The sequence below is a fragment of the Streptomyces sp. NPDC001617 genome (assembly GCF_053596855.1).
Genome location: NZ_JBSFHA010000126.1, coordinates 1 through 25321 on the forward strand (window position 1 = coordinate 1; position 25321 = coordinate 25321).

20 protein-coding genes and 2 pseudogenes are annotated in these 25321 nt (G+C 70.1%); 6 read left to right on the top strand and 16 right to left on the bottom strand.

Annotation, left to right across the window (positions count from 1 at the left end; all coding sequences use genetic code 11):
- The 3 genes and pseudogenes from ACWC09_RS48735 to tkt all read right to left on the bottom strand — a co-directional run.
- Positions 1–667, bottom strand: a pseudogene (locus ACWC09_RS48735) (glucose-6-phosphate dehydrogenase); the annotation flags it as partial.
- Entirely contained in the window at positions 664–1809 is a 1146-nt protein-coding gene (gene tal / locus ACWC09_RS48740; protein ID WP_450858297.1) for a transaldolase, read from the bottom strand. The gene tal and the pseudogene ACWC09_RS48735, both read right to left, overlap by 4 nt.
- A gap of 19 nt (positions 1810–1828) precedes the next feature.
- A complete protein-coding gene (gene tkt / locus ACWC09_RS48745; protein WP_450858299.1) occupies positions 1829–3904 on the bottom strand; it encodes a transketolase in 2076 nt (691 codons plus the stop codon).
- Between the two features lie 146 nt (positions 3905–4050).
- Here tkt and ACWC09_RS48750 point away from each other — a divergent pair, with 146 nt between their 5' ends.
- A complete protein-coding gene (locus tag ACWC09_RS48750) occupies positions 4051–4956 on the top strand; it encodes a helix-turn-helix domain-containing protein (protein ID WP_450858300.1) in 906 nt (301 codons plus the stop codon).
- Position 4957: 1 nt separating this feature from the next.
- Here ACWC09_RS48750 and ACWC09_RS48755 read toward each other — a convergent pair whose 3' ends face one another.
- From ACWC09_RS48755 to ACWC09_RS48765, 3 genes are all read right to left on the bottom strand, one after another.
- A complete protein-coding gene (locus ACWC09_RS48755; RefSeq protein WP_450858302.1) occupies positions 4958–5110 on the bottom strand; it encodes a MerR family DNA-binding protein in 153 nt (50 codons plus the stop codon).
- Between the two features lie 175 nt (positions 5111–5285).
- A complete protein-coding gene (locus ACWC09_RS48760; RefSeq protein WP_450858303.1) occupies positions 5286–6683 on the bottom strand; it encodes a glycoside hydrolase family 16 protein in 1398 nt (465 codons plus the stop codon).
- 160 nt (positions 6684–6843) lie between these two features.
- Entirely contained in the window at positions 6844–8076 is a 1233-nt protein-coding gene (locus ACWC09_RS48765) for a L,D-transpeptidase (RefSeq protein ID WP_450858328.1), read from the bottom strand.
- Positions 8077–8242: 166 nt separating this feature from the next.
- Here ACWC09_RS48765 and ACWC09_RS48770 point away from each other — a divergent pair.
- Positions 8243–8833: pseudogene (locus tag ACWC09_RS48770) on the top strand (FAD/NAD(P)-binding protein); the annotation flags it as partial.
- 149 nt (positions 8834–8982) lie between these two features.
- On the opposite strand, the gene ACWC09_RS48775 reads toward ACWC09_RS48770, so the two are convergent.
- Both ACWC09_RS48775 and ACWC09_RS48780 read right to left on the bottom strand, forming a co-directional pair.
- The gene (locus ACWC09_RS48775; RefSeq protein WP_450858329.1) at positions 8983–9741 is read right to left on the bottom strand and encodes an IclR family transcriptional regulator; all 759 of its coding nucleotides are present in this window, start codon (positions 9739–9741) and stop codon (positions 8983–8985) included.
- Positions 9742–9767: 26 nt separating this feature from the next.
- Positions 9768–10193 (bottom strand): MarR family winged helix-turn-helix transcriptional regulator, encoded by a 426-nt coding sequence (locus ACWC09_RS48780; protein ID WP_450858305.1) that lies wholly within the window; start codon positions 10191–10193, stop codon positions 9768–9770.
- 206 nt (positions 10194–10399) lie between these two features.
- Between ACWC09_RS48780 and ACWC09_RS48785 the strand changes: the two genes are divergently transcribed.
- From ACWC09_RS48785 to ACWC09_RS48800, 4 genes are read left to right on the top strand one after another with little or no spacing between them, the layout of a single operon-like run.
- On the top strand, positions 10400–11317 hold the full coding sequence (locus ACWC09_RS48785) for an SDR family NAD(P)-dependent oxidoreductase (protein WP_450858307.1): 918 nt from the start codon (positions 10400–10402) through the stop codon (positions 11315–11317).
- Complete coding sequence (locus ACWC09_RS48790; RefSeq protein WP_450858309.1) at positions 11317–12192, top strand: amidohydrolase family protein; 876 nt, start codon at positions 11317–11319, stop codon at positions 12190–12192. The genes ACWC09_RS48785 and ACWC09_RS48790 overlap by 1 nt, the downstream gene beginning before the upstream one ends.
- Before the next feature lie 10 nt (positions 12193–12202).
- Positions 12203–13702, top strand: coding sequence for an acyl-CoA synthetase (locus tag ACWC09_RS48795; RefSeq protein ID WP_450858310.1), 1500 nt, complete (start codon positions 12203–12205; stop codon positions 13700–13702).
- 27 nt (positions 13703–13729) lie between these two features.
- Positions 13730–14185 carry a MaoC family dehydratase gene (locus ACWC09_RS48800; protein WP_450858312.1) on the top strand — a complete coding sequence of 152 codons (456 nt, stop codon included), beginning with the start codon at positions 13730–13732 and terminating at the stop codon, positions 14183–14185.
- Here the strand turns inward: ACWC09_RS48800 and ACWC09_RS48805 are convergent.
- The 8 genes from ACWC09_RS48805 to ACWC09_RS48840 are packed head-to-tail and all read right to left on the bottom strand — an operon-like array spanning position 14176 to position 25262.
- Positions 14176–15006, bottom strand: coding sequence for a PaaX family transcriptional regulator (locus ACWC09_RS48805; protein ID WP_450858314.1), 831 nt, complete (start codon positions 15004–15006; stop codon positions 14176–14178). The two genes, ACWC09_RS48800 and ACWC09_RS48805, sit on opposite strands and share 10 nt — an antisense overlap.
- A gap of 25 nt (positions 15007–15031) precedes the next feature.
- Positions 15032–15883 (bottom strand): hypothetical protein, encoded by an 852-nt coding sequence (locus tag ACWC09_RS48810; protein WP_450858315.1) that lies wholly within the window; start codon positions 15881–15883, stop codon positions 15032–15034.
- Positions 15883–17556, bottom strand: a complete 1674-nt coding sequence (locus tag ACWC09_RS48815) for a PHP domain-containing protein (protein ID WP_450858317.1) — start codon at positions 17554–17556, stop codon at positions 15883–15885. The genes ACWC09_RS48810 and ACWC09_RS48815 overlap by 1 nt, the downstream gene beginning before the upstream one ends.
- Before the next feature lie 28 nt (positions 17557–17584).
- Positions 17585–19417: a LamG-like jellyroll fold domain-containing protein gene (locus tag ACWC09_RS48820; RefSeq protein WP_450858319.1), complete on the bottom strand. Its 1833-nt coding sequence runs from the start codon at positions 19415–19417 to the stop codon at positions 17585–17587.
- 42 nt (positions 19418–19459) lie between these two features.
- A complete protein-coding gene (locus ACWC09_RS48825) occupies positions 19460–22459 on the bottom strand; it encodes a glycoside hydrolase family 2 TIM barrel-domain containing protein (protein ID WP_450858321.1) in 3000 nt (999 codons plus the stop codon).
- The gene (locus ACWC09_RS48830; protein WP_450858322.1) at positions 22456–23397 is read right to left on the bottom strand and encodes an alkaline phosphatase family protein; all 942 of its coding nucleotides are present in this window, start codon (positions 23395–23397) and stop codon (positions 22456–22458) included. The genes ACWC09_RS48825 and ACWC09_RS48830 overlap by 4 nt, the downstream gene beginning before the upstream one ends.
- Positions 23398–23424: 27 nt before the next feature.
- The gene (locus ACWC09_RS48835; RefSeq protein WP_450858324.1) at positions 23425–24294 is read right to left on the bottom strand and encodes a carbohydrate ABC transporter permease; all 870 of its coding nucleotides are present in this window, start codon (positions 24292–24294) and stop codon (positions 23425–23427) included.
- Positions 24291–25262 carry a carbohydrate ABC transporter permease gene (locus ACWC09_RS48840; protein ID WP_450858326.1) on the bottom strand — a complete coding sequence of 324 codons (972 nt, stop codon included), beginning with the start codon at positions 25260–25262 and terminating at the stop codon, positions 24291–24293. The genes ACWC09_RS48835 and ACWC09_RS48840 overlap by 4 nt, the downstream gene beginning before the upstream one ends.
- Between the last annotated feature and the right edge of the window lie 59 nt (positions 25263–25321).

Genomic DNA, 25321 nt, shown 5'->3' on the forward strand with positions numbered 1-25321 from the left:
GGAGCGCCAGGATGTTCTGGACGGTCTCCTTGCCCAGGTAGTGGTCGATCCGGAACACCTGGTCCGGCTCGAACACGTCGTGCACGAGCGCGTTCAGCTCCCGGGCGCTGCCCAGGTCACGGCCGAACGGCTTCTCGATGACCGCGCGCCGCCAGGAGCCCTCGGGCGCGTCCGCCAGCCCGTGCTTCTTCAGCTGCTGGACGACCTTCGGGAAGAACTTCGGCGGTACGGAGAGGTAGAAGGCGTAGTTGCCGCTCGTACCGCGGGCCTTGTCCAGGTCGTCGACGGTCTGGCGCAGCTGGTCGAAGGCCGTGTCGTCGTCGAAGTCGCCCGGGATGAACCGCATGCCCTCGGCGAGCTGCTGCCAGACCTCCTCGCGGAACTCGGTGCGGGCGTGCTCACGCACCGAGTCGTGCACGATCTGCGCGAAGTCCTCGTCCTCCCAGTCCCGGCGGGCGAACCCGACGAGCGAGAAGCCCGGCGGCAGCATGCCGCGGTTGGCGAGGTCGTAGACGGCCGGCATCAGCTTCTTGCGGGAGAGGTCGCCGGTGACGCCGAAGATGACGAGCCCGGACGGGCCCGCGATACGCGGGAGACGGCGGTCGCGCTCGTCGCGCAGCGGGTTGGTCCAGTCGAGGGGCGCCCCGACCGCGACTTGCTCGGTCATTCCGTCTCAACTCCCTTGCTGTCCAGCGACTTCGTGACGGCGTCCAGCAGGTCCTGCCAGGCCACCTCGAACTTGGCCACACCCTCGTCCTCGAGCTGCTGCACCACCTCGTCGTAGGAGATCCCGAGCGTCTCCACGGCGGCCAGGTCGGCGCGGGCCTGGGCGTAGCCGCCGGTCACGGTGTCGCCGGTGATCTCGCCGTGGTCGGCGGTGGCGTCGAGGGTGGCCTCCGGCATGGTGTTGACGGTGCCGGGCGCGACCAGGTCGGCCACGTACAGGGTGTCCTTGTACGCCGGGTCCTTCACGCCGGTGGAGGCCCACAGCGGGCGCTGCTTGTTGGCCCTGGCCCCGGCGAGGGCGGTCCAGCGCTGCCCGTCGAAGACCTCCTCGTAGGCCTCGTAGGCGAGACGCGCGTTGGCGAGCGCCGCCTTGCCCTTGAGGGCGAGGGCCTCGGGCGAACCGATGACCGTCAGCCGCTTGTCGATCTCGGAGTCGACGCGCGAGACGAAGAAGGAGGCGACGGAGTGGATGGTGTCGAGGTCGAGTCCCTTGGCCTGAGCCTTCTCCAGGCCGGCCAGATAGGCGTCCATGACCTCGCGGTAGCGCTCCAGGGAGAAGATCAGCGTGACGTTGACGCTGATGCCCTGGCCGATGACCTCGGTGATGGCCGGGAGGCCCGCCGTGGTCGCCGGGATCTTGATCATGACGTTGGGGCGGTCGACGAGCCAGGCGAGCTGCCGGGCCTCGGCGATCGTGGCCGCCGTGTCGTGGGCCAGACGCGGGTCGACCTCGATGGAGACCCGGCCGTCCCGGCCGCCGGTCGCGTCGTACACCGGCCGCAGGATGTCGGCGGCGGCGCGGACGTCGGCGGTGGTCATCATCCGTACGGCCTCGTCGACCGTGACACCGCGCACGGCCAGGTCGGCGAGCTGCTCCTCGTAGCCCTCGCCGGAGCCGATGGCCGCCTGGAAGATGGACGGGTTGGTGGTGACGCCCACCACGTGCTTGGTCGCGATGAGTTCGGCCAGGTTGCCGGACTCGATGCGCTTGCGCGACAGGTCGTCCAGCCAGATGGAGACGCCTTCGTCGCTGAGGCGCCCCAGGGCTCCCGCGGTCGCGGTTGCTTCGGTCACTTTCATCATCTTCTTTCTGGCGATCGGATCAACCGCGGGCGGCGGCCAGGGATTCCTTGGCCGCGGCGGCGACGTTCTCGGGGGTGAAGCCGAACTCGGCGAACAGGGTCTCGGCGTCGGCGGAGGCGCCGAAGTGTTCGAGGGAGACGATGCGTCCTGCGTCACCCGTGAAGCGGTACCACGTCAGGCCGATGCCCGCCTCGACCGCGACGCGGGCCTTCACCGACGGCGGAAGGACCTGCTCGCGGTACTCGCGCGGCTGCTCCTCGAACCACTCCACGGACGGCATCGACACCACGCGCGCGCCGATCCCCTCGGCCTCCAGCCGCTCGCGCGCGGCGACGGCGAGCCGGACCTCGGAGCCGGTGGCGATCAGGACGACGTCCGGGGTCTCCTTCGAGGACTCCTTGAGGACGTAACCGCCCTTCGCCGCATCGGGGTTGGGCGCGTAGGTCGGCACGCCCTGGCGGGTGAGCGCGAGGCCGTGCGGGGCCGGGTCGGTGGCGTGCCGCTTGAGGATCTCGGCCCAGGCGATGGCCGTCTCGTTGGCGTCGGCCGGGCGGACGACGTTCAGGCCCGGGATGGCGCGCAGGGAAGCGAGGTGCTCGACCGGCTGGTGGGTCGGGCCGTCCTCGCCGAGACCGATGGAGTCGTGCGTCCAGACGTACGTCACCGGGAGCTGCATGAGCGCCGACATGCGCACCGCGTTGCGCATGTAGTCGGAGAACACCAGGAAGGTGCCGCCGTAGATACGGGTGTTGCCGTGCAGCGCGATGCCGTTCATCTCGGCGGCCATCGAGAACTCGCGGATGCCGAAGTGGACGGTGCGGCCGTACGGGTCGGCCTCGGGCAGCGGGTTGCCCTTCGGGAGGAAGGAGCTCGTCTTGTCGATGGTGGTGTTGTTCGAGCCGGCCAGGTCGGCGGAGCCGCCCCACAGCTCGGGCAGCACGGCACCCAGCGCCTGCAGCACCTTGCCGGAGGCGGCGCGGGTGGCGACGGCCTTGCCCTCCTCGAAGACGGGGATCACGGACTCCCAGCCCTCGGGCAGCTGACCGGCCACGATCCGGTCGAACAGCTCGGCGCGCTCCGGGTTGGCACCGCGCCACTTGTCGATCTGCTTGTCCCAGGCGGCATGCGCCTCGGCACCGCGGTCGAGGGCCTCGCGGGCGTGGGCCAGCACATCGGCGTCGACCTGGAAGGACTGCTCGGGGTCGAAGCCGAGGATGCGCTTGGTGGCGGCGATCTCGTCGGCGCCGAGCGCGGAGCCGTGGGAGGCCTCGGTGTTCTGCGCGTTCGGGGCGGGCCAGGCGATGATCGTGCGCATCGCGATGATGGACGGCCGCTCGGTCTCGGCCTGCGCCGCCTTCAGGGCCGCGTACAGCGCGTGGACGTCGATGTCACCGCCGAGCGACGGCTCGACGCGCTGCACGTGCCAGCCATAGGCCTCGTACCGCTTCAGGACGTCCTCGGAGAACGCGGTCGCGGTGTCGCCCTCGATGGAGATGTGGTTGTCGTCGTAGAGGAAGACCAGGTTGCCGAGCTTCTGATGGCCGGCGAGGGAGGAGGCCTCGGCGGAGACGCCCTCCTCCAGGTCGCCGTCGGAGACGATCGCCCAGATGGTGTGGTCGAAGGGGGAGGTGCCCTCGGGGGCCTCGGGGTCGAACAGGCCGCGCTCGTAGCGGGCGGCCATGGCCATGCCGACGGCGTTGGCGAGGCCCTGGCCGAGCGGCCCGGTGGTCGTCTCCACGCCCGCGGTGTGCCCGTACTCGGGGTGACCGGGCGTCTTGGAGCCGTGTGTCCGGAAGGCCTTCAGATCATCCAGCTCGACCTCGTACCCGGCGAGGAACAGCTGGGTGTAGAGGGTCAGAGAGGTGTGGCCGGGGGAGAGAACGAAACGATCCCGGCCGGTCCACTCGGGGTCCGCGGGATCGTGACGCATCACCTTCTGAAAGATCGTGTACGCGGCCGGGGCGAGGCTCATCGCGGTGCCCGGGTGGCCGTTGCCGACCTTCTGTACGGCGTCGGCCGCGAGCAGACGGGCGGTGTCGACAGCCCGGCGGTCGAGTTCGGTCCATTCGAAGCTGTCCGGTGTCTGCGTACTCATCTTCAAGAAGTCCTCGATCGCAGCGATGTTTCACTCGGTTGCGTTCAACATTAAAAGTCTGACTTTTACGGGGGAAGGTAGCCGTGTGCCAGCCTGTGGTGAAAGTGGGACACCGGAAAGCACCAGCTGGGCGGCGGTAGAGGGACATGGCGGACAGAACCATCCAAGGCGGAGACGGTGAAGGCGGAGTGGACGGAATCAGAACGTTCCCCTTCCCGGTCGAGCTGAGTGTGTGGGGGGTGGGCATGCAGGCGGCCCTCATGAGCACGGACCGCACCTGGCACGCCGACGCGCCCCTGCACCGCGTCCACCGCATCGACTTCCATGTCGTGATGCTCTTCGACGAGGGTCCCGTCCGCCACATGATCGACTTCGCCGAGTACGAGGCGAACGCCGGCGACCTGCTGTGGATCCGCCCCGGTCAGGTCCACCGTTTCTCGAAGACGAGCGAGTACCGCGGAACCGTCCTGACCATGCAACCCGGCTTCCTGCCCCGGGCGACGGTCGAGGCCACCGGCCTCTACCGCTACGACCTGCCGCCCTTGCTCCACCCGGACGAGCCCCAGTTGGCGGGCCTGAAGTCAGCCCTCGCCCAGCTCCAACGCGAGTACGAGGACACGACCACGCTGCCGCTGAGCCTCCACACGGCGGTCCTGCGCCACTCCCTCACGGCGTTCCTGCTCCGCCTCGCCCATCTCGCGGCCAGCTCCGCGGAGGCCGCCCGCCGCCAGGCCGACACCACCTTCACCCTCTTCCGGGACGCGGTCGAGAAGAACTTCGCCACCAACCACAGCGTCAGCGCCTACGCCGACTCCCTCGGCTACTCCCGCCGCACCCTCGTCCGGGCGGTCCGCGCAGCCACCGGCGAGACGCCCAAGGGCTTCATCGACAAGCGGGTCGTCCTGGAGGCCAAGCGCCTCCTCGCCCACACGGACATGCCGATCGGCCGCGTGGGCGCGGCGATCGGCTTTCCGGACGCGGCGAACTTCTCCAAGTTCTTCCATCAGCACACGGACCTGACGCCGGCGGCCTTTCGGGCGGAGCTGCGCTGACTCAGGACGCCACCGGCGCGGCGGCCGGCCAGGGCATCCGCCGCACCAGCGTGTCCCGCATCCGGGTCAGGGCCTCGATGCGCTCGTCCAGTTCGGCCACCCGCCGGGCGCCGACCTCGTGGTTCGCGGCACAGGAGTCCGCGTACGCGAACACCTGGGGCAGATCACTGTCGAGGATCGGGGCAGGCCGTTCGGGCGGGAGGCGAGGTGGATCTCAAGACCGGTACGGGAGTTCGTACGGGAGTTCCCGGAGGAAGTCGTCGTGGCGGCGACGCCAGGGGGTGACCCGCACGTGAAGGTCAAGCCGCCCAGCGCCGCCGAGTCACCGCTCAGTGCCCGAAGTCGAACCAGTTGACGTTCACGAAGTCCGCCGACTGGCCGCTGCTGAAGGTCAGATAGACGTCATGGGTGCCGGTCACCGAACTGATGTTGGCCGGGACCGTCTGCCAGGTCTGCCAGCCGCCCGTGTTGGCGACGGAGAAGCTGCCGATGGGGGTGGCGGTCTGGCTGTCGAGGCGGACCTGGACCAGTCCGCTCACCCCGCTCGCGGCGCCGCTCGCCACCCGGGCGTAGAACTGGGTGGCCGCCGTGGAGCCGAAGTCGACGCCCTTGTAGAGGGCCCAGTCGCCGTTGGCGATGTAGCCGAGGTCCGAGCCGCCGCCGGTGTCGGTGGTGGTCTCCGTGGTGGTGCCGGACTGGCTGTCGTACGACTCGGCCTGGATGGCGCTGTAGGCGTCACGGGTGCCGGACGGCGGGGTCGTGGTACCGCTCCCACTGGACGACAGCACCTGGACGTAGTCCACGAGCATCGGGTGGCCGGACTCCGTGCTGCTGGTCGGGCCGCCGCCGAACGCGGCCGGGAACGCGCCGCCCATCGCCACGTTCAGGATGACGAAGAAGCCGTGGTTGGTGGCGTTGGCCCAGGTGGTCGCGTCCACCTGACTGGCGGTCACGGTCTGGTAGTTGACGCCGTCGACGGAGAAGCGGATCGCCTCGGGGCTGACCGAGCGGTCCCACTCCATGGTGTAGGTGTGGAAGCCGGACTGACACGTGGTGTTGGGGCACGCCGTCGAATTGCCCAGGCCCGTCGTCTCGTTGCAGGGGCCGCCCGAGGCCGTGCCGCAGTGCATGGTCGCCCAGGTCTTGTTGATGCCGTTGACGTTCTCCATGACGTCCAGCTCGCCGACGCTCGGCCAGTTCTGGTAGTTGCCGCGGTAGGGGGCGCCCAGCATCCAGAAGGCGGGCCAGTAGCCCGCGGCCGCGTCGCCCGTGACGTTCGGCATCTGGATACGCGCCTCGACGCGCAGCTTGCCGCCCGCCGGGGGCTGGAAGTCGGTGCGCTGGGTCTCGATACGGCCCGAGGTCCAGTTGCCGGACGCGTCGCGGATCGGCGTGATCTTCAGGTTGCCGCTGCCGTCGAGCGCGACGTTGTTGGTGCTGTTGGTCATCGTCTCGACCTCGCCGGTGCCCCAGTTGGCGGGGCCGCCCGAGTACGAGGTCCCGGTGTCGTAGATCCAGTTGGAGGTGTTGACGCCGGTGCCGGCCGAGCCGGTGAAGTCGTCGAGGAAGACCTGGGACCAGCCGGAGGGGGGAGTGGGGGCGGAGGCGCTGGCGGACGGGACGCCGGCCAGAGCGGCGACCGCGGCGAGTGCGAGGGTGCCGAGAGCGGCGACGAGCGCCCGCCCGAGCGGGCGTCGTCTGCGGTGTATGCCGGAGGTGTCACTCATGAGGGGTGCCTCTCGGGTACGGAGTGTTTGGCTGCGGGGGCCAGTGAGAGCGCTCTCAAAGTGGGCCCAATGTGCTCTCCGTCACCGGGGTCGTCAAGAGTTAAAGCAAGGAAAGTCCTTTCGGGGCGCGGAAGTTCACCACCTGAACGGTGCAAACGTGCTAAACCGCACTCCCCGCCTTCCACTCCGTCCACGACAGGTTCCAGCCGTTGAGTCCGTTGGCCGGATCGACCGTCTTCTCGCCCGAGTTCTTGACGATGACGACGTCGCCGAGCATCGAGGAGTCGTAGAACTTGTAGCCCGCCACGGAGCTGTCGTTCGCGCCCTTCGCGTCGTGCAGGCCGACACAGCCGTGGCTGGTGTTCTCGTGGCCGAAGACCGACGTCGACGCCCAGTAGTTGCCGTGCACGAAGGTGCCGGACGTGGTCAGGCGCTGGGCGTGCGGGACGTCGGAGATGTCGTACTCGTCGCCGAGTCCGACCGTCGAGGACTCCATGCGGGTCTGCTTGAAGCGCTCGCTGATCACCATGATCCCGGACCAGGTGGTGTGCTGGGCGTTGCCGCCGCTGACGGGGTAGGTGGCGATGGTCGCGCCGTCCCGCTCGACCACCATCTCCTTGCCGGCGAGGTCGACCGTGCTGATCTGCGAACGGCCGATGTGGAAGGTGACGTCCTTGTGCTGGACGCCGTAGACGCCGTCGGCGCCCTCGATGTCCTTCAGGCGCAGGCTGAGCGTGATCTTCGTGCCGGACGCCCAGTACGTCTCCGGGCGGAAGTCCAGCCGGGTGTCGCTGAACCAGTGGCCGACGACCTCGGCCGCAGGCTCGGCGGTGACGGTGATGGCCTTCTGGACGGCGGCCCGGTCCTTCACGGCGTGCGTGAAGTTGATCGAGACGGGCATGCCCACGCCGGACGTCGAGTTCGCCTCCGGCGTGAAGTAGCCGACGAAGGTCTCGCCCGGCGACTTGGTGGTGAAGGTAGAGATCTGCGCCGAGGCCCCCTCCGCCGTGGCCGAGACCGTGTACTTCGTGCCGGAGTACGGGTTCTTCGTCGACGTCCACTTCGTCTTGGCGGCATTGAGCGAACCGGCCAGCGTGGAACCGTCGTTGCCGGTCACCTTCACCGAGGCGAGCGTGCCGTCGGTCACGGTGACCTGGACCGGGTTCGCGAAATCGGCCTTCTTGGTGCCGTTGGCCGGGGTGACCGAGATGGTCGCCTTCTTCGTCGCGGTGGCTTTAGCGGACGCCTTCGTCGTCCCCTCCGAGGCGCCGGCGGAACTGCTGCACCCGGTCAGTGCGACGGCGGCCGGTACCGCGCCGAGGGCGCCGAGCAGCCCACGCCGGGACCACTTCTGCGACTGCTCGGACCGGTTCGATATGTGCGAGGCGCCCACGGCAGGCCTTTCTGGGATGTCCACCTTTTCCGGGTGCATCCTGCGCCGCGTAGATTTGTTGATCCTTTGAATATCCGGGCTGGTTCCTGAGATTCCTGTGAGGACTCCCCGTGGAAGGCCTGAAACCACGGTTGCCGGGGCGCCGAGGTTTGTGAACAGAGTATGAATGGCCCGGCCGGGGCCGGAGGCATACGTGACCGAAGTCCGCGAGCGGCACACCGTGGCCGTCGTCGGAGCGGGCGCGGCGGGCGCCCTCACCGCCGTCCAGCTCTGCGAGACGGCGACGCGCCGCCGGACACCGCTCGACCTGGTCCTGATCGACCCGGCCCCGGAGGCCGGCCGGGGCACCGCCTACGCCACCCGCGACCCGCGCCACCGCCTCAACGTCCCGGCGGGCGGCATGAGTGGCCACCCCGACGACCCGGGCCACCTCATCCGCCGGCTCTGCCGCCACGGCGAACCCACCGTCAGGGCCGCCGACTTCGCCACCCGCTGCCGCTACGGCGCCTACCTCGCCGACACCCTCGCCCGGGCCATCGTCCATGCCCAGGGCACGGTGGCGGTACGACGGCCGCGCACCCGCGCGGAGAGCTGCCCCGACACCCCCGACGGCCGGGTGGACCTCCCTCTCGCCGACGGGGGACGACTGACCGCCGACAGCGCGGTGTCGGCCACCGGTCCCGCCGCTGCGTCCGCGACCTGGGCCCCGCCGCGCCCGCGCGCCTCCGCCCGCTTCACCGCCGAGCCCCGCGCCCCTTCGGGGCGCGGGCAGCCGACCCGGTCAGAGGTCTGCGCATCCGGGCCAGGATGAACAGCTCGTCGTCCATCGCCGTGTCATGAGCGGGGCCGGGGGCGGGCCTCACCGGTGAGCGGGATATCGAGGGCGACGCCCCGGCTGTGCACGTCCTACGGCTGTTCCTTCGCCGGCTGCCATCCCAGCGCCCGCGATATCCCGCGCGCCGCGAGCCGCACCGCGGGTACCAGCACCGGTACCTGGGCGTCGGCCTGCGGTACCACCACCGACACCGCGGCGATGACGTCGCCGCCCGGTCCGCGGATGGGGGCGGCCACCGAGAGGGCGTCGTCGGTGACCTGGCGGCTGCTGACCGCGACGCCCGTGCGCCGTACGTCGGCCAGCATGCGGCGCAGTCGGCCCCCGTCGGTGACGGTGTGCGGGGTGAAGGAGGCGAGGGGGCTCGCGCAGTACTCCTCCTGGATCCCGGGATCGGAGTGCGCCAGCAGTGCGAGACCGACCCCGGTGGCGTGCAGCGGCCAGCGCGCGCCGACCCGGATGTGCACGCCGACGGCCGAGCGCCCGGACAGCCACTCGATGTAGACGACCTCGCCCCCGTCCCGCACCGCGAGCTGCACGTTCTCGTGGGTCGCCTCGTACAGGTCCTCCAGATACGGCAGCGCGATCTGCCGCAGCGCCAGCCCGCGCGGGGCCAGCGCCGCGACCTCCCACAGCCTCAGCCCGACGTGATAGACGCCGGACCCGTCCCGCTCCAGGGCACCCCATTCGGTGAGGGCGGCGACCAGACGGTGCGCGGTGGTGAGGGTCAGCCCGGCCCGCCGGCTGATGTCCGTGAGGGACAGCGCCGGATGCTCGTGGTCGAACGAGGCGAGGACGGCGAGCAGCCGGTCCGGCGCGGAGCGGGCGGTCATCGCGTCCCCTCGGGCGTGCGTGGTCATCAGGCCAGTCCATCCTCCGCGATCCGCAGCAGCAGCGCGTGGAGCGCGTCCTTCTCGGTCGCGTCCAGTGGGCCCAGCAGCTCGTTCGTCACCCGCAGACCCGCCTCGTCGGTGTCCCGCAGGAAGGTGCCACCGTCCTCGGTCAGGACGACGATCCGGCTGCGGCGGTCGTCGGGGGAGGGGCGGCGCTCGGCGAAGCCCAGTTTCTCCAGGTCGTCGACCAGGCCGACGATCGCGCTCGGGTCGTAGCCGAGCCGGGCGCTCAGTTCGCGCTGCAGAACGCCCTCGGAGGTGGCCAGGAAGCGCAGGACCGCGTAGTGGCGCAGCCGGAGGCCCGACTCCTGCAGGAAGGTGTTGAAGAGCTGCCCGGAGCGCAGGCCCAGGCGGTACAGCAGATAGCCCGTGTCCGCGTGCAGCCCGCGCATCCAAGGCTCGTCCGCGTCGATCGAGGCTGCGTTCGTTGCGTGCTGACGGGTGATGGCGGGCTCCCTGGTCTCGGCCCCGGAGGGGGGAAGTGCGTCGTGCAGATTCCAGCATGTCTCACCCGTAGGTCATCAACAACTATTGACGTCGACAATTATTGCTCTTAGCTTCGATCTCGAAGCCGCACCCCATGTGAAGGGACCAGCTCGTGCCCAGCATCGATCTCTCCGGCAAGGTCGCCGTCGTCACCGGCAGTGGACGGGGCCTCGGCCTCGCCTACGCGCACGCCCTCGCCGCCCACGGCGCGTCCGTGGTCGTCAACGACGTCGACGAGGCCGTGGCCGAGGCGGCCGTGAAGTCCCTCACCGAGGCGGGCGGCACGGCCGTCGCCGAGGTCGTCCCGGTCGGCACCACCGAGGCCGCCGAGCGGCTGGTGAACCGGGCCGTCGAGGAGTTCGGCCGGCTGGACATCCTGGTCACCAACGCGGGCATCCTGCGCGACAAGGTGCTGTGGAAGATGACCGACGACGACTTCGACGCGGTGATCACCACCCACCTCAAGGGCACCTTCACCTGCGCCCGCGCCGCCGCCGTCCGCATGCGCGAGCAGGGCGAAGGGGGCACCCTCATCCTGGTCGGCTCCCCGGCCGGCCAGCGCGGCAACTTCGGGCAGACGAACTACGCCGCCGCCAAGGCCGGCATCGCCGCCTTCGCCCGCACCTGGTCGATGGAGCTGGGCCGCGCGGGCATCACCGTCAACGCGATCGTGCCGGTCGCCGCGACCGCGATGACCGAGACCATCCCGGCCTTCGCCCCGTACATCGAGGCCATGAAGGACGGCGAGCCGCTCCCGAACTTCCTCCGCAAGGGCGAGGGCTTCGGCACCCCCGAGGACTGCGCCGCCCTCGTCCCCTTCCTCGCCTCCGAGGCCGCCCGCTCCATCACCGGCCAGGCCATCGGCATCGGCGGCGACAAGGTGGCACTCTGGTCGCATCCGCAGGAGATCAAGACGGCGTACGCCGACGGTGGCTGGACCCCCGAGACGTTGGCCGACGCCTTCCCCACCTCGGTCGGTGCCGAGCTCCAGTCGGTCGGCATCCCGGCGCCCAAGTTCCCGGAGGCGTGATGGACCTGAACGACCTTGTCGCCATCGACGTCCACACCCACGCGGAGGTGTCCTCCAAGGGCCACTCCTCCCTGGACGACGACCTGCACGACGCGTCCTCCGCCTATTTCAAGGTCGAGGGCAAGCGGAAGCCGACGCTGGAGGAGACGGCCGCCTACTACCGCGAGCGGAAGATGGCCGCCGTGATCTTCACGGTGGACGCCGAGTCCGCGACCGGCACCGCGCCCGTCCCGAACGAGGAGGTCGCGGAGGCCGCGGCCGCCAACTCCGACGTGCTGATCCCCTTCGCCTCCATCGACCCCTTCCGCGGCAAGGCGGGCGTCAGGCAGGCCCGCCGCCTGGTCGAGGAGTACGGGGTGAAGGGCTTCAAGTTCCACCCCAGCATCCAGGGCTTCTTCCCCAACGACCGCTCGGTGGCGTACGACCTCTACGAGGTGATCGAGGAGACGGGTACCATCGCCCTCTTCCACACGGGCCAGACGGGCATCGGTGCCGGAGTCCCCGGAGGCGGCGGCATCCGCCTCAAGTACTCCAACCCCCTCCATGTGGACGACGTGGCGGCCGACTTCCCGCACCTCAAGATCATTCTGGCGCATCCGTCCTTCCCCTGGCAGGACGAGGCCCTCGCCGTCGCCACCCACAAGCCGGGTGTGCACATCGACCTGTCCGGCTGGTCGCCGAAGTACTTCCCGCCGCAGCTCGTGCAGTACGCGAACACCCTGCTCAAGGACAAGGTCCTCTTCGGCTCCGACTTCCCCGTCCTCACCCCCGACCGCTGGCTCGCCGACTTCGCGAAGCTGCCGATCAAGGACGAGGCCAGGCCGAAGATCCTCAAGGAGAACGCCGCCCGCCTGCTCGGGCTGACCAAGCCATAAGGGGCCGGACATGCGCAATGAGGGACTGGGGTCATGGCCCGCACGCCGGGCCCGCAAGACCCCGCACCGCACCGCCCTGATCCACGGCGGCACCCCGCTCACGTACGCGCGGCTGTACGACCGCACCACCCGCCTCGCCCACGCCCTGCGCGCCCGGGGCATAAGGCGCGGCGACCGCATCGCCTACCTCGGCCCGAACCACCCGTCCTACCTGGAGACCCTGTTCGCGGCCGGCACGCTCGGCGCGGTCTTCGTCCCGCTCAACACCCGTCTCGCGGGCCCGGAGATCGCCTTCCAGCTCGCCGACTCGGGAGCCAAGGCCCTCGTCTACGGCCCCTCGCACGGGGGCCTGGTCGCCGGGCTCCCCGGCAACACCGACGTCCGTGCGTACGTCGAAGTGGGTGCCGACTACGAGGAGGCGGTGGCGTCCGCCGCGAACGACCCCATCGACGAACCGGTCGTCCCCGACGACACCTGCATCATCATGTACACCTCGGGGACGACCGGCCGCCCCAAGGGCGCGATGCTCACCCACGGCAACCTCACCTGGAACGCGATCAACGTCCTGGTCGACACCGACCTGATCGCCGACGAACGCGCCCTGGTCTCCGCCCCGCTGTTCCACACGGCCGGCCTGAACATGCTGACGCTCCCGGTCCTGCTGAAGGGCGGCACCTGCGTCCTGGTCGAGGCCTTCGACCCGAACGCGACCTTCGACCTGATCGAACAGCACCGGATCACCTTCATGTTCGGGGTGCCGACGATGTTCGAGCAGGTGGCGAGGCACCCGCGCTGGAAGGACGCGGACCTGTCGTCGCTCCGGATCCTCACCTGCGGCGGCTCTCCGGTCTCCACTCCGCTCATCGCCGCGTACCAGGAGCGGGGCCTCACCTTCCTCCAGGGTTACGGCATGACGGAGGCGTCCCCCGGCACGCTCTTCCTGGACGCCGAACACGCGGTCAGCAAGGCCGGATCGGCCGGAGTCCAGCACTTCTTCAGCGATGTGCGCGTCGTGCGGCCGGACTTCACCCCGGTCGACGTCGGCGAGACCGGTGAGGTCGTGGTCCGCGGTCCGCATGTCATGCCCGGCTACTGGGGGCTGCCCGAGGAGACGGCCGTCTCCTTCGCCGACGGCTGGTTCCGCAGCGGGGACGCGGCGCGGGTCGACGAGGACGGGTACGTCCATATCGTCGACCGCCTCAAGGACATGATCATCTCGGGTGGCGAGAACGTCTACCCGGCCGAGATCGAGGACCTGCTGCTCTCCCACCCGGACATCGTCGAGTGCGCGGTCATCGGCGTGCCGGACGACAAGTGGGGCGAGGTGCCGCGCGCGGTCGTGGTTCCCCGCGAGGGTGCCTCGGTCGACTGCGACGAGGTGCTGGCCTCACTCGCCGGGCGCCTCGCCAAGTACAAGATCCCGAAGTCGGTGGTCCTCGCGGACGAACTCCCGCGCACCGCCTCCGGAAAGCTCCTCAAGTCCCGCGTGCGCAAGCGCTACGGGAACTGACCAACTCTCTCAAGGAACAGGCTACTTATGAGCGTCACCGTCAACGGCATCGACGAACTGAAGAAGCTCGCGGGCAGCGACCTGGGCACCAGCGAATGGATAGAGATCACCCAGGAGCGCATCAACACCTTCGCCGACGCCACCGGCGACCACCAGTGGATCCACGTGGACCCGGAGAAGGCGGCCGAGGGCCCCTTCGGCGCCCCGATCGCCCACGGCTACCTCACCCTGTCCCTCTTCATCCCGCTCTTCACCGAGCTGTTGGACGTCCAGGGCGTCACCACGAAGGTCAACTACGGCCTGAACAAGGTCCGTTTCCCCTCGCCGGTGAAGGTCGGCTCGAAGATCCGCCTGGTCGGCAGGCTGGCGGACGTCGAGGAGGTGCCGGGTGGCGTCCAGATCACCGTCGACGGCACGATCGAGATCGAGGGCGGTGCCAAGCCGGCCGCCGTCCTGCAGAGCCTGTCCCGTTTCTACGCCTGATCGGCGCGGACCGGCACCAGGTCGAGAAGGCGCTTCGCGGCATCCCGCGCGAGCGGGGTGAGCCGGTCGTGCACCGTGCGGAACGTCTTCTCGGCCTGCTCGGCCGGCCAGTCGTCCGGCAGGTGCTTGACCGGCAGGCGCGGGTCGCGCCGGATGATCTGGAGCCACTCGGCCTGCAGACGCAGACGCAGCACGAGGGCCTCGTCGGCCTCCGGCGAACGGCTCTCCCAGGGCGCCCAGCGCCGCACGAACTCCTCGTAGCGCGTGGCCAGTTCGGACAGTTCCCAGGTCTCCTCGATCATCGCGCCGATGTCCATGCCGGCATCGGCGTGCGCGCGGAAGACCTTCACATGGGCGGCCAGGCCGAGCTCCGTCACCAGCTCCGAGACATCGACCTCGCCCGGCGCGATCCACAGGCCGTTGAACAGCGGGCCGAAGCCGCTCCAGGTCAGCTTGGAGCGCAGGTCGTGGCGCTGGCGCTGCCAGGACTCGGGCAGCGAGAAGCCGAGCAGGGTCCAGGTGCCGTCCCAGTCCCGGTTGACCGCGCCGGTGTGCCAGATCCGCCGTTCGCCGTCGTCCAGGACGGCCGTGGAGTGCTCGGTCAGCCCGAAGTACATGCGGCGGCCCTCCCGCTGGCGCCGCAGCAGGCCCCGGTTGACCATCCGGGTCAGGGTCGAGCGGGTCGCCTGCTCGCCGACCCCGGCGCGCTCGAAGACGTCGATCACGCTGCCGGAGTACACGCAGACGTCCCGCCCGAGCACCTGGTCGCCCAGGAACGTGAGCAGCAGGGACTGGGGCCGCAACGACTCTTCACCGGTCATGCGGCCCACGGTACGACGTGTCCGATCAGTTCGTGACGTGGCGGTACGCGTAGACGGTCGTCGCCAGTGCACAGGCGCCCGGCGGGATGACCTCCGCGCGCAGGGTGCCGGTGCGGGCGTCGTAGTCGACTCCCTCCGCCTCGAAGGTGCCGTCCGTGCACAGGCTGCGCTGGGGCAGCCCGAACAGCGCCCGCACCGAGCCGGTGATCGGCTGCCCGTCCAGCTGGTGCGGCAGGTCGACCTGGAGGAGCGGCCGGCTCTCCGGGAAGCGCTCGCCGGACGCGTCGTCCGAGGCGCACACCAGCCGGGTGTCGGTGACGAAGTCGCAGCCCTGGATGTCGCGCACCGGCTTGTCCAGGGTGATCTGCCAGGCCTCCTTCAAGGCACCGCCCTCGGGCGGGGTCGACGGGTTGAGCAGCGGGGCGGGGAAGACCTGGAGCCGGTTCTGGTCGCCCCACTCGCCCGACACCAGCCACCGCGCGTCGGGTGAGACGGTCGCGAAGGAGTTGTTGACCTTCTCGCCCGGGTTCAGCCGGTGCACGTAGGCGTAGCGCTTCCCGGCCGGCGTGGTGACCGCGAACATCTTCGACGTGGCCGTGTCGGAGCCCTGGTAGGCGTCGAACGTGTAGCCGCGCGCGATGTCCGGGTCACCGACGTGGTTCCAGCCCTGGACTCTGTACGACAGGGGGATGTCCGCGAGCCCGCGGTGGAGGAGCGAGCCGTTCGCGCGGCTCGCCAGTCCCTGTCCGCCGCCCAGCGAGTCCGTGTACGCCGTGCCGGTCTCCACCCAGTGCGGTTCGCCGGACGCGAAGGCGCTGGGCGCGCTGAGGGTCAGCGCACCGGATAAGGAGGCCAGAAGGAGGAGATGACGCTTCATCAGGCACCTGCCACGTCGACGAAGATGGGGTTCGCATAGAACCACGTGTCCGCCCACGGGTCACCGTTTCCGGGCTCGTGCGGGACGGGTCCGTTCGGGTCGATCGAGGCACCGAGGTAGCCGGTACCGTGGCGGTTGCCGTCGCTGCCGCGCAGCCGGACGTAGAAGGACTCGTCCCCCGCGGTCAGCGGGATGCGCAGGGTGTACGTCCCCTTCCGGCCTGACACGTCCTTCGTCTGTACGACCTTGGTGTCCGGCGCCTTCCAGGTGTCGAGGTCGGTCACCGGGCCGCGCACCGCGCCCCGGATGACGTCCACGTGCGCCAACTGGGGCAGGATTCCCCGGGGGTTGGCCCGGGTGGCGGTCGTGACGGTGACGTAGAGCGTGATCTTCTCGCCCTTGCGGACCCGCAGTCGGCCGCCCAGCGTGACACCGCGCCCGAGGTCGCAGTCCCGCTTCAGCCGGACGTCGAGCCCGTCCAGCAGATGCCCGTGGTCCAGCCAGACGCGGCCCGCACGCAGGCCCGCCATCACGGCGCGGTAGCCGTAGCGGGTCACGCCGACGTGGGTGCGGCTGAACTCGCCGGGCCAGAAGTCGCTGCCGGGCTGCGGGGTGTCGGTGTTCACCGGGTCGGGGAGCTTGCCGGTGTTGTCGAAGTTCTGCCCGGCCGGCCAGTCGCCGTTCTTCCAGGTGTCGAAGACCGTGCGATGGTTGTCGGAGTTGGTGGTGATCGAGAACAGCCGGCCCTCGGCGAGCATCGAGTCCCACAGGCCGCCGACGGTCGCGGTCGCCCAGTCGAAGCCGCCGTACGTGAGGTAGGCGTCCGCCGCGTAACCCGCCCAGGACTGCGCGGACGGCTTGTTCTCGTACTCGCCGCGGATGGACGTGGAGCCGCGCCAGCCGGGGATCGCCGCACCCTGGGCGCCCGGCGCGCCCTCCATGCCGATCATGATCTCGGGGGCCGCGTCCCGCCAGTTGCGCATCTCGTGCGGAGAGTCGATGCCGAGGCGGAGGGGGTGGTTGGCGAGGACCAGAACGTCGTCCACGTAGCCCGAACGGCGCTGCTCGGCAAGCCACTTGATGGCCTTGACGGCGTGGGCCTCGTTGCGGGCGGTGTCCGTGCCGGCGGCGGAGCCGTCGGTGTAGCCGAGCAGTTTGCCGTCGTAGGCGAGCTCGAACCGGGTGAGCAGATCGACCTCGTTGGGGCCGGGCGCGGCGAAGATCGTGCAGTGCTCGGCGGCCGGGATGTACCACTCCAGACCCTGGAAGATCAGCTGACGCGGGTTCTCCGCGCGGGCCTTGAGGATCTCCTGGTGTTCCAGCTTCGCGCCGTAGTAGGCGTGCCCGAAGTTGGAGTGCTCGTTGAACACCATCCAGTCCAGGCCGTACTCGGCGGCGGCCTGCGCCTGCTGGGAGAACGTGTACTTGGCGTCGTGACTGTAGACGGAGTGCACGTGGTGGTCGCCGACGAGGTAGGCGAGACGGGGGTCGTCGCCGCCGAAGCCCTGGTCCTGAGTGGTCGCGAACGCGGGGGTCGCCGCCGGGCCGAGGGCGAACGCGGCACCGAACAGGCCCGCACGACGCAGGAGTTGGCGCCTGGACACGCCCTGCGCGTCGAGGCGGGTGGGGGAGACGGAGGGATCGGCCCAGACGGGCAGCTGCTGCTCGGTCATGATCTTTGGGGGTCCTCTGGGAAGGGCGTCAGTGGGTCATGAAGGAGGTCACGGGCAGCGCCCGCGCGACGATACGGACGTCACCGAGACGGCCGTGCAGGATCTGGTCGATCTTGCCCGCGTACTCGTAGCCGCCGAGCAGCCACGGGAGCCCGACGGAGGTGATGCCGATCGCGGCGGGCTTCGGGTTGCGGACGACCGGGCAGCCCTCGACGTACAGCGTGGAGTGCTTGCCGTCGTTGACCACCGCGAGGTGCCACCAGGTCTCCAGGGGTGTCTCCTGGCCCCAGTTGGTGGCGATGCCCTCCTGGTTGAGCGGGCGCATGGCCCACTGGGGCTCGCGGTCGTTGGAGAGCGAGAGCGTGGCGAGCGGTTCGTCGGGGTCGTCGCCGGTCTTGCCGGCGGCACCGCCGGTGCCGGTGCGGCTGACGAGGCCGGACCAGGCGTTGTGGTCCGGGTCCCAGTCGGCGGGGAGCCGGTAGAACGCCTCGATGGTGTAACCGTCCTTGAAAGTGGCCGAGTTGAGCGGGGCGCCGTCGACCGTCCTCAGGTACGCGCCCCGCAACGGCGACTTGGAGCCCTGGAACTCCAGGCTGCCGTGGCCGGGTTGGTCCGGGTGGTGGTCGGACGACCAGCCGAGCGAGCCGCCGCCGACCGTGACGAGGGCGAGGTCGTTGCCGCGCCCGGAGAGGTCACGGACGGTGCCGGAGGCCGGCGACTCGAAGCGCCAGTAGGCGACCGTGCCGGGGATCAGCAGCCGTGAGGCGGGGCGGGCCGGACGCGCCGGGACCGGGGCGAATCCGGCGAAGCGCTTCTCGAAGTCGATCTCCACCGAGAAGCGGTCCGCGTCACCGCTCAGCTCGATCTCCTGCCGTTCCAGCTCGTTGAGCCCCTGCTTGGCCCGCCCCAGGATCCACGGGGAGACCGTCTCCACGTCGATGACGCCCCGGTCCAGGTCGAAGCGGTAGAGGCGGATCATCGCCGCGCCGCCGAAGTAGCGGTTCTGGTAGTTGGTGAGGTGGAGATGGACGTCGTTGCCGGCCGCGTTCTTGCGGGTGGCGCGGCCCGCCGGCCAGTAGTGGCCGTTCAGGGTGAGGAAGATCTGGTCGTGGTCCGCGACCAGCTGGTCCCACAGCTGCTGCCCGTACGTCGACAACTGGTCGTCCTCGACGACGAGTTCGTGGGTGGTGAGGATGACCGGCGTCTTCGGGTGCTGCGCGAGGACGTCCTTCGCCCAGGCGTACCCCTTCGCCGACAGCCGCCAGTCCAGCGCCAGCACCAGCCACTCGCGACCCGCCGCCCGGAACAGGTGGTAGGTGTTGTAACCGTCCGAAGAGGCGCCGCCGAACGTGGACTTGGCCTTGAAGCGCTGCGGTCCGAACGCGTCCAGGTACGGCGTCGACCCGCGCTGGTCGTCCGTCGAGGACCGCACGTCGTGATTGCCGGCCAGGACGCTGTAGCCGACGCCCCGCCGGTCCAGCAGCCCGAACGCCTCGCTGATCGCGGCGAACTCCTCCTCGGCGCCGTTCTGGGTCAGGTCGCCCAGGTGGGACAGGAAGACGATGTTGTCTTCCCTGCCCTGTTCCAGCAGATAGCGCAGGGACGCCTCGACCGGTGCCTTGTCGATGCTCGGCCCGTCGAAGAGGTACTGGGTGTCGGGCATCACGGCGAGCGTGAAACGACGGCTCTCGGCGTCGGGCCGCCAGCCGCTCGTGCTCTCGGGGGCCGCCTCGGCGACGGCCGGCAGCGCGGCCCCGGCCGTGGCGGCGGCGCCCAGCAGCGCCGTGGCCCTCAGGAAACTGCGTCTTCCGGCACCGGCCTGCGCGGCCTCGCCCTGGTTGTGGTCATGCGAAGTACACACGTGTGCTCCGTGGGGTGGGACGAACGACAGGAAGGCGGGGGGTTACAGAACGCGCAGGGTCCAACTCCAGCGGTGGACGCCCGGTGCGATCCGGTATTCGGGGAAGGTGTCGGGGCCGCACGACGCCGTGCCCAGCCCGCGGTGCGCCGCGTCGAGGTGCACCACGCACCCGGCACGCGGCACCAGCTCGTCGTGGTGACGGGCGGCCGTCAGCTCTTCGGCGCGGTACCGGGTCACGGAGACCTGGCGCGGCTCGTCCAGCTCGACCGCGAGACCGGTCGCGTCCGGCGCGGACAGCGTGAACCGCCGTACGCCGTGCCGGCCGCCGCTCTCCTGCGGGCGCAGATAGGGGGTGAACAACGCGTCGACGGAGAGGGAGTGATGGCCGACGGGCGCGCCCGCGCTCCGGTCCGGATACGACTCCCAGGGCCCCTGGCCGAACCACTCCAGCAGATCCAGGCCCGGCATGGTCTCGAACACCGACCCGACCCGTGCCACGTCGTCGAACTCGTCCGGCAGCTCGGCCTCCTCGTCGACCCGGATGCCGGCCGCGCCCGGCGTGAACACCTGCCGGTGCCGCACGACCCCGACCGTGCCGGCGTACTCGGCGTCCACGGTCACCCGGCCGCCGTCCTCCCGCACCGACACGACCTTGCGGACCAGCGCGTCGAGCCCCCAGGTCCGCCAGCGCAGCGCCATGCCACCCAGCTCGTCGTTGTCGGTGGGCGCCCGCCACAGGGAGAGGGCGGGCGCGGAGGACAGGAGCGGGTGGAGCAGCAGGCCCTCGCCGTCGACCTCGACGGACCGGCCCGGGGCGGCGGTCCCGCTCGTGGCGGGCCCGTTCACGGCATCGGCCTCGCTCACCGCGGACCGGTCCACCGACGGGCCCCCCTCCACCGCGGGCCCCCGCAACCGCACCTGCGGCACACACACCTCCGTGCCGGCCGGCGCCCACGGCTGCTCCTGGGCCACGGTCACCCACAGCGTCAGCCAGGCCTCGCCGCCGTCACGCGGCAGCTCGAAGGGCAGCGGTACGGCGGCCGTCTGGCCGGGCCGCAGATCGGGCAGTTCGGCGGGCGCGGTCAGCGTACGGCCGTCGGCGAGCGACAGCCGCCACTCGCCGGTCAGCCAGTCCAGGCCCCGGAAGTGCTGGTGGTTGCCCAGCACCACACCCTCGTGCTTGAAGCACTCGATGCGCACCGGCGCCGCGATCTCCCGGTGCTCGTACAGGGAGGGCTTCGGGGTGCGGTCGGGGAAGACGACCCCGTCGGCGATGAACGCGCCGTCGTGGATGGTCTCGCCGAAGTCGCCGCCGTACGCCCAGCGGTGGCCGGGCGCGGCGACACCGTTGTCATACAGCCCGGCGCCCCCACGCCCGACAGGTCTGCCGTCGTTCACACGCTGGAGAATGCCGTGGTCCCAGAACTCCCAGATGAACCCGCCCTGAAGACCTGGCGTGGACTCGATGGCCGCCCAATGGTCCGAGAGCGTGCCGTTGCTGTTGCCCATCGCGTGGGAGTACTCGCACTGGATGAGCGGCCTGGTCTGCCGGCCCGACAGGGCGTGGGCGACGCAGTCCTCCAGCGGGGCGTACATCGGGCAGGCGATGTCGGAGCAGTCGTCCGTGGCCGCCCAGTCGAGCTTCGCGGCACCCTCGTACTGGATCGGGCGCGTCGGATCGTGCCGCCGCACCCAGCCCGCCGCCGCGTCGTGGTTGGCGCCGTAGTCGGACTCGTTGCCCAGCGACCAGATGATGATCGAGGGGTGGTTCTTGTCGCGCAGGACCATGCGCGAGACGCGGTCCACGAAGGCGCCCAGATAGCGCGGGTCGTCGGCGATCTCATGGGCGTGGTCGTGGGACTCGATGTCCGCCTCGTCGACCACGTAGAAGCCGAGTTCGTCGGCGAGGTCGTAGAGCGTCGGGTCGTTGGGGTAATGGGAGGTGCGGACCGCGTTGAAGCCGAAGCGCTTCAGCAGGACGAGGTCCGCGCGCATGTCGTCGTACGACACCGTCCTGCCCGTCAGCGGATGGAAGTCGTGCCGGTTCACGCCCCGGACGAAGACGCGCTCGCCGTTGACCAGCAGGTCCCGGCCGACGATCTCGACGTCGCGGAAGCCGATGCGGTGGTGCGAGGTGTCGGCGATCGTGCCGTCGGCGCGGTGCAGGCGGACGGTGAGGTCGTACAGCTCGGGTGTCTCGGCGTTCCAGGTGCGCACCTCGGGGACGACGCCGTGGATGCGGGCCTCGCCGAGGAAGTCGGAGACGCGGTCGTCCTCGGCGTTGACGCGGTCGAACTCGCTGTCCTGGGTGAGGAGTCGGCCCTCCAGCTCGCCGCTGACATGCCACCCGTCGGGCAGCGCCCCGCGCGCGTCGCGCACCCGGCAGTCGATCCGCAGCTCACCGTCGCGCCGCGCCCGCACGGTCACGTCGGCGAGGTGCAGCGGGTCGGTCGCGTACAGCAGCACCGACCGCGTGACACCCCCGTGCCACCACTGGTCCTGGTCCTCGATGTGCGAGGCGTCCGACCACTTCACGACGGTGAGTCGTACGACGGCCCGCCCGCCGGGGCGCACGACCTCCGTCAGGTCGAACTCGGCGGCCAGATGCGAGTCCTTGGAGATGCCGACGGGCCGCCCGTCGACGTGCACGAGCAGCACGCTCTCGGCGGCGCCGACCTGGAGCACGATCCGGCGCCCGGCCCACTCGACGGGTACGTCCACCTCACGCTCGTAGACCCCGGTCGGATTGGCGGTGGGGGAGCCGGGCGGGAAGTCGGGGAACGGCATGCGGACATTGGTGTACTGCGGCAGGTCGTCGGTGCCCTGCAGGGTCCAGACGCCGGGGACGTACGAGGAGCCCCAGGAACCGCCGACCGGCGCGTCCGGAGCCTGCAGCAACTGAAAACGCCAGTCGCCGTCCAGGGGGAGTGCTCCGCGGCGCCGGTCGACGGCGTTCATGGGCAGGCGCCCCCAGGAGGTCACCTCGGGTGCGTCCCAGGGGCGGAGGGAGATCAGGGGATCGGCGGGGAGTGCGTCGGTCATGACCATTCCGGAGTCGGTGCTGATACGGGTGATGCCGAACCGTGCCCGGACCGCCGGGGCAGGACGCGGCCCGGCAGGTTCCAGGCGGGGTCGACGGGGATACCGAGGCGGTCCAGGACGGTGGGGGCGATGTCGATGAGACGGGGCGTGTCGAGTCTGGTGCCGCCGCCGATCCCGCCGTGCTCGGCGAGGACCACGAAGACCTCCCGCTCGGCCCGTGTGTCGCCACCGTGGCCACCGGCGTCGAGATGTCCGTGGTCCGTGGTGACCAGCACGGTCCACCGCTCGTCCGCACGGTAGCGGCGCCGGCCCTCGATGGCCTCCAGCAGCCACCCGAGATGGGTGTCCTGGGTGAGCAGGGCCTGGTCGTAGGCGAGGCTGAAGGGGCCGGTGGCGTGGGCGGCCTCGTCGGTGGCGCCGAAGTACACGAACAGGGCGTCCGGGTCGTCCTCGGTGAGCCACCGTACGGCGGTGCGGGCGACGAGGCGGTCCGCGGTGCCGTAACCGTCGGACTCGCCGTCGAAGCGCACCCGTCGGCCGATGGCAGGGCCGAGGGTGCCGCGCCGGACCAGCTCCGGCCAGGACACCACGGCCGCCGTGCGCAGACAGGGCCGGGCGGTGACGGCGAGGGTGAGGAAGTCGGGGTGCCGGGCGTACTCGGCACCGGTGAAGTCGTTGCCCCTCACCCCGTGCCGGTCGGGCCACACCCCGGTCAGCACGCTCGACCAGCCGGGTCCCGAGTCGGTGTAGGCCATGCTGGTGGACGGCCCGTCCTCGGCCCGGCCGTCCACCTCGCCGTACGGCAGCAGGCTGGTGCCGTGGGCGCCCGCGGCCATCAGGCCGTGCAGCACGGGGGCCGTGGACGGCGAACGGGTCAGCCGGTCGTAGCGCAACCCGTCCATGCCCACCACGAGTACCTTGCCGACGTCGTACGTCACCGCGCACCCCTCTCTCACGACATCGGGTCAGGCGCCCTGGACCGCACCTTCGGTGGCACCCGCGATGAAGCCGCGGGCGAAGATGCTGAACACCACGACCAGCGGGAGCGCCGCCATCAGCACACCGGCCATGACCATGCTGTAGTCGGTGGTGTGGCCGACGTTGAGCTGGGCGAGCTCCACCTGGAGCGTCACGTGGTCGGGGTTGGTGAGCACGATGAGCGGCCAGATGTAGTCGTTCCAGCAGTTGACGAAGGCGTAGATGGCCAGGAAGGACATCGCCGGCCGGATCATCGGCAGCGCGATGTTCCAGTACTGGCGGAAGAACCCGGCCCCGTCGATGCGCGCGGCGTCGAGCAGTTCGTCGGGCACCCCGTTCTGGATGTACTGGTGCAGCCAGAAGATGCCGAAGGCGTTGGCGAGGGAGGGCAGGGCCAGCGCCTTGAGCATGCCGACCCAGCCGATCTTCGACATCAGGATGAACTGCGGCAGGATGGCCAGCTGGAGCGGCAGCATCATGAACAGCAGCAGCGTGCCGAAGAGCAGCTTGCGCCCGGGGAAGTCGAACTTGGCGAAGGTGAAGGCCGCCAGGGAGTCGATGAACAGCACCAGGGCGGTGGTGACACACGCGACGATGATCGTGTTGAGCATCGACCCGAAGAAATCGATGGTGTTCAGCACATGCCGGATGTTCTCCAGCAGATGGGAGCCGAAGGTGAACTTCGGCGGGCTCTTGTAGATGTCCTGGGTGGTGTTGGTCGCCATGACGATCGTCCACGCGAAGGGGAAGACCGAGAGCAGGACGGCCACGATGAGGATGATGTGCGCCGTCAGGCCCCTGGGGCGGCGCAGCCGCCTGCCACCCGTGGCCGGCGGCGCGGTGTCGACTGCCGTCATGGCTTCCTCCCTCGTTGTGTGATGCGCCAGTTGACGGCGACGAGCACGATGATCAGTACGAAGAAGGCCCACACGATGGCCGCGCCGTAGCCGTAGTCGTTGTTGAGGAAGGCCGACTGGTAGAAGTACAGCAGCGTGGTCAGACCCGCCTGGCCCGGTCCGCCGAGGTTGGCGTTGGCGGCGTTGCTGGCGAACAGGACCTGGGGCTCGCTGAAGCTCTGCAGACCGTTGATGGTCGAGATGACGACCGTGAACAGGATGATCGGCCGCATGATCGGGATCGTGATCTGGAAGAACGTGCGGATGGGGCCCGCACCGTCCATCTTGGCCGCCTCGTAGATCGAGGTCGGGATCGCCTGCAGGCCGGCCAGATAGATGATCATGTTGTAGCCGGTCCACTGCCAGGTCATCAGCAGCGAGATGACCACCTTGATCAGCCACGGGTTGCTCAGCCAGGGGACCGGCGAGATGCCGACCATGCCCAGGATCGCGTTGACCAGACCGAAGTTGTTGCTGAACACCGCGCCGAAGAAGATCGCCACCGCGACGATCGAGGTGACGTTCGGCACGTAGAGGGCGATGCGGTAGAAGCCCTTGAAGCGGCGCACCGAGTGCAGCAGCGTCGCCAGCATCAGGGCGCCGAAGAGGGTGGGCACGGTGGACAGCACCCAGATCACCAGGGTGTTGCGGATCGACAGCCAGAACACCGGGTCCGACCAGAGGAACCGGAACTGCTGCAGGCCCACGAACTGCATGGTGCCCATGCCGTCCCAGCGCTGGAAGGCCAGGTACAGCGAGTAGAAGACGGGGAAGAAGGAGAAGGCGGCGAAGATCAGGTAGAAGGGCGAGATCGCGAGGTACTGCCGCCAGTACGACAGCGGCCCGCGCCGCCTGGGCCGAACGGTGCCCGCGGGCGGGGTGCGCCGCGGGCGGAACCGGGCCGGGCCCGGCCAGACCGCCGACGACATCGCCCTGCGCGGCGGCGTCAAGATCGCGCACGTCATGCGCACGGTCAAGGAGGCCTACA